Source organism: Thermogemmatispora sp. (assembly GCF_019683635.1).
Taxonomy (GTDB): Bacteria; Chloroflexota; Ktedonobacteria; order Ktedonobacterales; family Ktedonobacteraceae; genus Thermogemmatispora.
The window spans coordinates 1-6672 of record NZ_JADGIA010000249.1 but is presented as its reverse complement, the minus strand read 5'-3'; the positions used below and the strand labels follow the sequence as shown (position 1 = coordinate 6672).

The 6672-nt window shown below is 60.2% G+C and carries 7 protein-coding genes; 2 read left to right on the top strand and 5 right to left on the bottom strand.

Annotated elements, in window-relative coordinates; translation table 11 throughout:
• Positions 1-197 (bottom strand): MauE/DoxX family redox-associated membrane protein (locus IRZ31_RS21495; RefSeq protein WP_363325703.1); only part of this gene is annotated, 197 nt, incomplete at its 3' end.
• A 138-nt stretch (positions 198-335) separates the two neighbouring features.
• On the opposite strand from IRZ31_RS21495, the gene IRZ31_RS19210 reads away from it, so the two are divergent.
• Both IRZ31_RS19210 and IRZ31_RS19205 read left to right on the top strand, forming a co-directional pair.
• Positions 336-2027 carry a CHAT domain-containing protein gene (locus IRZ31_RS19210; protein ID WP_297156686.1) on the top strand — a complete coding sequence of 564 codons (1692 nt, stop codon included), beginning with the start codon at positions 336-338 and terminating at the stop codon, positions 2025-2027.
• A gap of 7 nt (positions 2028-2034) precedes the next feature.
• Positions 2035-3675 carry a hypothetical protein gene (locus IRZ31_RS19205; protein WP_297156684.1) on the top strand — a complete coding sequence of 547 codons (1641 nt, stop codon included), beginning with the start codon at positions 2035-2037 and terminating at the stop codon, positions 3673-3675.
• A gap of 158 nt (positions 3676-3833) precedes the next feature.
• On the opposite strand, the gene IRZ31_RS19200 is transcribed toward IRZ31_RS19205, so the two are convergent.
• The 4 genes from IRZ31_RS19200 to IRZ31_RS19185 form a co-directional block, all read right to left on the bottom strand.
• On the bottom strand, positions 3834-4304 hold the full coding sequence (locus IRZ31_RS19200; RefSeq protein WP_297156681.1) for a hypothetical protein: 471 nt from the start codon (positions 4302-4304) through the stop codon (positions 3834-3836).
• A gap of 141 nt (positions 4305-4445) precedes the next feature.
• Positions 4446-5540: a tellurite resistance/C4-dicarboxylate transporter family protein gene (locus IRZ31_RS19195; RefSeq protein WP_297156678.1), complete on the bottom strand. Its 1095-nt coding sequence runs from the start codon at positions 5538-5540 to the stop codon at positions 4446-4448.
• Between the two features lie 95 nt (positions 5541-5635).
• Entirely contained in the window at positions 5636-5995 is a 360-nt protein-coding gene (locus IRZ31_RS19190) for a hypothetical protein (RefSeq protein WP_297156676.1), read from the bottom strand.
• Entirely contained in the window at positions 5992-6570 is a 579-nt protein-coding gene (locus IRZ31_RS19185) for a Rieske 2Fe-2S domain-containing protein (protein WP_297156673.1), read from the bottom strand. Before IRZ31_RS19185 ends, IRZ31_RS19190 begins: the two co-directional genes overlap by 4 nt.
• Between the last annotated feature and the right edge of the window lie 102 nt (positions 6571-6672).

Here is a 6672-nt window from a genome sequence, read left to right as displayed (position 1 = left end):
AAGATAAGCAAAGCGGAAGCCATCCAGCGGGCTGCTATTCCGAGCAGCAAAGCCAGGGCGCAGCCTATCTCGACTGCTGGCAACAGTCGCGCCAACTGGTGAGCGAAAGACTTCGGCACAAGCTGAAAGGCCACAATGGTAGCGGAGAAGCGCTCCTGTAGTCCCGCTACCGTTCGCAGTCTGGCAGGAGCGACCAATTCTTTTCAGTTTTTCACTAAAAATCAATCAAATTTCTGCAGAGATTTTCTGTTGATATTTATCATTAGTTATGTTACTCTAAGAGAGTAGCAGTGTTCTGTATCGGCTGGCCTTTCATTCGTGAAAGGACGGGAGCGATGGTGCGTGCTCAACAGATCAAGGTTCTCCTGGTCTTTGCCAATCCCCTGCCCGGGCAGCGCCTTGAACTCGACCGGGAAGAGCGCCAGATCAGACAAGCGATTGAGCGCTGCATCTATAGAGAGCGCATTAAGCTTGTATCGCGTCAGGCAGCCACGACAGCGGATCTACAGCGGGCGTTGATAGAAGGGTCGTATCAGATTGTGCACCTGGCTGGTCATGGGATACGAGAGGGAATTTTTCTGGCAGATGAGCGCCACGGCTGTCACCTGGTTCCTCCGACTGGCCTGGCGCGACTTTTCCAAGGACATCCTGCCCTGGACTGCGTCGTACTCAACATCTGCTATTCCCTGGCCCAGGGAGCAGCGTTGGCCTCGGTCCCTTTCACGATCGCCATGGACCAGGAGATCTCTGACGAGGCTGCTATCGAGTTTGCCCGCGGCTTCTATGATGGATTGGGGGCAGGAATGTCCTATGAGGAGGCTTACGAGCAGGGCTGTATTGCTCTTGCTCTGACAAGGCCGCATGAAGCAACGCTGCCGCACCTACTCAGGTATGGCCAGTGTGTGGCCCCCATGAACGAAGAGCAGCGCGAAGAGAGCAAGCAGGAGATCAGCGCCCGACGCGAGCGTCCCTATATCCGGCCTGGCCACTACCTCATCGGCTGTGCCTTTGATCTCTCTGGCTCGATGCAAGCCAGTATCCGTTCTGAAGGTGAGAAGGAGCTGAACCGTCTCCAGAGCGTTGAGCTAGCCTGGCGCGAGCTGCTGTTAGAAGCCAGGAACAGCCTGCGGGAGAGCCGGGCCCGCTCTCTGGACTCCTCCATTGATCTCCTCGCCTATGGCTTCGGCTTGCGCTCGGTACCCGTGTGTGACCTCTTCAGCCTGCTGAAGGCCATTCGGGAACAGCTTCCCCAGGCCGAGATCGAGGATGCCGCGGCGGCCAAAAAACAGAGCTGGCGGCGCCAGCTGAGCGGTTATGCTGAGACAGGTGCCTTGCTGAAGAGTCTCGACCTGGGTGACCTGCTCAGTAAAGGCCAACGGGTGATCAATCGGCTTGGCGAACACAGAGCGATCAAGGAGATGATCAGAGCCAGACGGTCGACGATTCTGGCCAGGGCAGAGGCACTTGGGGACACAACACTTTCCTTAGATGAGGCGCTCGATCTCATTGATGTGCCTGCACGTTGGCGCATTGATTTGACGGCCCTCAAAGAGCTGGTCTTTGGGGCGACGCCTTCCAGCGAGCTGTTTGAGGAACTGATCCGGCGGTTTCAGGCAGAGCAGCAGCAACGCTCAGCGCCTCCCACTCGGACCTTGCTGCTGCTCATCTCCGATGGCAAATTTGCCCAGCAGGACCCTTTGCCCCTGGCCCAACAGCTGCAGCGAATGGGAGTCACGATTATCTCGTGCCTGATCAGTCCCCAGGATCTGAGCGACCCCCGCCAGCTTCGCAATGCTATCGCCCCCTCTTGGGGACCAGAGGCCGCGGTTATGTTCGAGCTGGCTTCTCCTTTACCCGAGCAGTCAGAGGTATGGCGTCACCTGCTCAGGCACGGCTGGACGATTTATCCGCAGGCGCGTCTCTTTGTTCAGGCGAATCATACAACGGTGCTCAAAGAATTTGTGCGTGTAGTTTTGAGCCTGCTAGAAGATTCGCAGGCCGCCAGGGCCTTCCCCAAAGGATGGTGAGTTAACGATGTCCACGACGGACGCCTCGCCTTTGACTTCTTCTACACGCACGGGTGCTCGCCCTCCTCTGCTGCTGGGCATTCTGGTTGATGTCTCCGCCTCAATGCGCCAGCAGTGGCGTAGTACTGATGGTCGGCCTCTGCCGCGCGCCAGGGTCCTGCTGCACGCCCTCAACAGAGCCGTGGAGTCTTTTCGTCACCAGGTGCAGCAGGATAGCTTACCAGCGATCGACGTCTTCTGTCTGGGGTTCGGCTTCCAATGCCACGTCACCCCCATTCGTAGCCTGGAAGCAGAGGAGGTCAACCCGCCCCAGCAGGAGCAGCCCTGTGCCAGTATCGGCCTGGTCGATCTGGTCTGCGATCTGCTGGCATTAAGTGAGATCGTGCCGCGCCAGGCTGATCTAGAGCGCTTCCAGCAGCTCCTCCATCGGAAATGGCAACAGTGCGCCGGCACGGTCTTCGAGCAGACGGCCATTGTGGCCAATGCCTTTGGTGAACTGGTGGACTACATTGAACAGGCCCTGCACGAGTCAGCCACGCGCCGCCTTCAGCGCAGCTTGTTGGCCCGCCTCACCCGTCTCGACTGCTTCCCTCGACTTGCAGCTTTGTTCCAGGAGCGGCTAGAACGGCGAGCCGTCAGGATTCGCGAGGTCTCACGCCGTGCTGCCAGGGAATACGCAGACTCGGTCTTCAGCCAGGCCAGCAGACATTTCAAGCGTTCTCGGGATCACTATGTCCACATCATTGAAAGGCACCTGGAACGTTTCGCCGAGGCGTATGTTGTCACAGCACTGCAATCCTTCGTCCTGGGCTTCACTCCGGAAGAGATCGTTGATGATTTGGATGAGGAACGCGCTCTGACCCTGGCCAAGCGCATCTATGCCGACCTCCAAAGAGAGGTCGAGCAGCATGTGACAATGGTTCTGACGCTATTGCTCGGCAAGCTGATGGCCCAGCGGCGTTTGATCTCGGCTCGCCTTGATCGCCGCACTGTTGAGAGCCTGACCAGGCGCTTTCTCCAGAAGCATGGTTGGGATATCCTGCGACCGCTCATTGAGGAGACTGTCCTGTCTCTCTTCCTCCGCCAGTTCCAGCGCGAGGCCAGGAACAACCTTCAGCGTTGGGTTCGGTTGGCAAGCAGCCGCGAGGTCATCCGTCCGCTGAAGAGTCTGAGTACATTGGTTCCTGCTGAGTTTGAAGAGCAACTCTGCACCGCAGGCGTCCTCTTCGGCGCTACCCCCTTTCAGGAGGCGCTGGACTGGGCAGCCCGTCGTTTTCTTGAGCCATGCTATCAGCAGCATCGCAAGGTCTTGCTCATCATCTCCGACGGTGCCTTTCCCTACGCACAAGGTGCCTTGATCACAGCCAGACTGTTAAAGCGACGCGGGGTTGTCATCATCAGCGGCCTGATTCATCGCCAACGGCTGCTTGATCGATTTTGCAGGAGGGCACCCCAGCATTGGCCTCCCGGAGCCAGATGCATGCTTGAGCTGGCCTCAGAGTTGCCCGACGAGGAAGGCCCAGCGGCCAGCCCTCCCCTAAGCCCGGTCCCTTCTGGCAAGAAGTGCTGCTATCAGCTCAACCACGCCGACCTCTTGGAGCCTTTCCTCGATTGTCTGCTCACTGACCCTGTTGTCGCCGATGGCTGAGTCACACTGAATATCTATTCATACGGCTACGGCATCTTTCTCCATACGCCGCTTCCAGTGACGTTTGCGCTGGGGACGTCCTCAGCCCGAGTGGCTCCTGGTGGGCAGCCGCGAAGCGCCCTGAGATGAGCATAGTACTGAGTGGGCAGGTTGCCTGGCTATCTGCTCGCCAGCACGAAATCACCCTGGCTCCAACTGGCCACCCCTTCCCTCGCTTTCACGGAGCCTTGTACCCCCTGACTCGCGCTCCTCCAGCACGGCAGCCGCAGGTGAGAGCAAGAGCTCGCGATAGCGCTGATAGCGCTCTTGATACATGGCTCATGCGCACCAGGAGCCGTCACTGTCAGAACCGGTGAGCGCCACGCTGCCCACTGCTCCTGGGCCTCCTGGCCCTGGCCCTGGCCCGCCTCGCAGCGCTGCCAGTGCCTCGGATGGCCAGCGGAAGGGACCGGTTCATCAGAGGCACTGATCCAGGCTTCGCGCGGCACCCTCAGAAAGGCCTCGCGCAGGGCCGGCGTGCGCAGACTGCCCTGGGCCACGAAAGCGGCCACCAACCGCTCCCGCCACGGACGCGACCGGGATGCCAGCTCCAGGCCGGGGACAGGAACCGGTGTGTCAAAGCTCATCATGCCACCTCCTCTGGATGGGCAAGCAGCCTGGCCAGGGTCTCCCTTGCCCAGACCCAGACGAGCCCGCCACAGTACACCCCCTGGCATGGCTAGCTGCCCTCCCCAGCCTGGTGCAAACGCTGGTCCCGCCTCGTGCTCCTTTCAGGAAACAGCCGCTGGCTGCGCTGGCTGCTCCTGGCCCGCCTGCCCTCGGCGTATCGCCCGACCAACCGAGAACACCCAGCCTCCCATCACCAGCAGCCAGGCGCTCAAGGCGATCCAGGTGCAAGGGGTGGCCAGCGCACGCAAGAAAGCCAATCCGGGCAACTGCCCCAGCAAGTGCAGCGCCGTTGCATACATGCCCAGCGGAAACACCATGCTCCAGAGCGCTGGCTCATAGCGCAAGGGCTGGCGCCTCACCCCGTATTTCCAGATGCCAATGAGTACTAACAGCGGCAGCCACCAGGTCCCCCAGGCCCACATCATCAGCGTGAACCCGGTGATGTAGGACTGAACACTCACCAGGAGAGGAACCGGATGCAGCGCCTGCAACAAACGGACACCGGCTACGGTCGTGATCGCCATTGCTCCCATGTTGATCCAATAGGGAGGCGTCAGATCGGCAGGCTGGATCTTCGCGAAGCAGAACCGATAGACGATGAAGGTGATGAAGATCAGGTAGAGCAAGACCCCCAGGGTCCAGAAGGCATACGCGATCAGTTGGAGCAGCGGCGCCTGATCGGGCCAGAAGGCGCTCAGTACGATCCAGTCGATCGCCAGCGATTCGGTCCCGACAATCGTAATGAGCCAGCCGCCGTTGACCGACTGCTCCAGCGGTCGGTCGTTGCGAAAGAGCAGGACGGCGAAGGCCCAATAGGTCAGGACGAACCAGATCCCAGCCGCCCACGCTGTCAAGATCACAGGAAGCGCTACCCAGTGGCTGAGAGCAGCGCGCGTGGCCAGCACCCCTGGGGCCGCAACTGCTGTGAAATAGCCAAAAAGCTTCCCGGGATCGGTCGCATCCTGCAAAACAGCTCTGGGATAGCGCACCAGCCGCAACCCATAGACAACGAGCAAGAAGAGAAAGAGGCCGCCGCCAAGCCAGCCCAGCACAGCCGAGAGGAGGAAGACCTGGCTGAGGAACAGGGCGATGGAGATGATGCCTGTGGCCATCACGCAGGCAAAATAGCCGGGGTAGAGCTGTTTGACCCAGCTCCACCACTGCGCTCGATAGACAGTGAAAGAACGCCGTTGCACGTCCTGTTCTCCTCTGCACAGATACATTGGTTGCTCTACCAGATGATCAGCGCCCCGTCTGCTGAGATGCACTGCGCTCCTGACTGCTTCCACCGTCATTTCTCAGCCAGCCGTCGGCTCGGCCAGAGCGTGATCACGAGTGCCAGGACAAAGCCCAACAGGCTCGCGATGGTCAGCCAGGGCAACAGCCGTGTCCGTCCTGAGAGCAGCTCATAGAGCGCATCGGTCACCAGCCAGAGCTGCACAATGACAATGAGCGCGACGAGCAAGACCTGTGCCTGGACGATGGCCGCCCGCCCCGGAATACCCAGATAGCGTGGACCAGGCAGCAGGCCATGCCGCCCGCGCGGAGGGGGCTGAACTGGCGGGTCATCTGGATTGGCGCGAGCCGGCCTGATTGCATGACCTGGCGGAAGTTCTGTCGGATCTATTTGTTCGTTCGTTGTCTGACTCATCGCAGCACCATCCTCACAGCGTAGATGGTTCCCTGCCGCTCCTCCAACTCAATGATGGGCAGTGGGCGCGTAGGAGGCCCGGCCAGCACATCACCCGTGGCGGCATCAAAGAGACCCTCATGGCAGGGACAGTACAGTCGGCGGCTCTCTGGCTGGTAGGTCACCGCGCAGGAGAGATGCGTGCAGACATCGCTGTAGGCCACCAGCCCCTTACCCGGCAGATTGATCAGAATGCCTTGCGCGTATTCGTCCGGGTAAGCAAACACTTTCCAGCCATTCTCGCCCAGCTCGTCTACACGGGCAACGGGAACGACCTTGGCGGGACTCCCCTCCGAAACTGCTCCGATAAGCGCCAGGGTGCCCGTTGCCAGACAAAGGGCACCAGAGCCTGCCAGCAGGAAGAAGAGGGTATCGCGCCGCGTGACCACCTCATCTTCGCTCCAGACATACGGAAACTCTTCCCGCCAGGAAGCCTCGGGGTCAGCGCGGCGAGCCGCCGGCCCTTGAGCAGATGGCGCTGACCCGGCACGATTGGGTCGGTGCCAGGGCCTGAGCCGCTTCATCGACTCTTCCATATGCTACTACTCCTTCGTCTCCTTGCACAACGCGAAATGAGGGTACACCTCACAGCTCAGCTTCTCCTGGGAGCTTTGCCAGGGCTGATCGGGGCCGGCTCG

Excerpts from the sequence above, each read along its gene's own strand:
- IRZ31_RS19210 (WP_297156686.1), top strand. The coding sequence starts at position 336 with ATGGTGCGTGCTCAACAGATCAAGGTTCTCCTGGTCTTTGCCAATCCC.
- IRZ31_RS19200 (WP_297156681.1), bottom strand. The coding sequence starts at position 4,304 with ATGATGAGCTTTGACACACCGGTTCCTGTCCCCGGCCTGGAGCTGGCA.
- IRZ31_RS19205 (WP_297156684.1), top strand. The coding sequence starts at position 2,035 with ATGTCCACGACGGACGCCTCGCCTTTGACTTCTTCTACACGCACGGGT.
- IRZ31_RS19190 (WP_297156676.1), bottom strand. The coding sequence starts at position 5,995 with ATGAGTCAGACAACGAACGAACAAATAGATCCGACAGAACTTCCGCCA.
- IRZ31_RS19185 (WP_297156673.1), bottom strand. The coding sequence starts at position 6,570 with ATGGAAGAGTCGATGAAGCGGCTCAGGCCCTGGCACCGACCCAATCGT.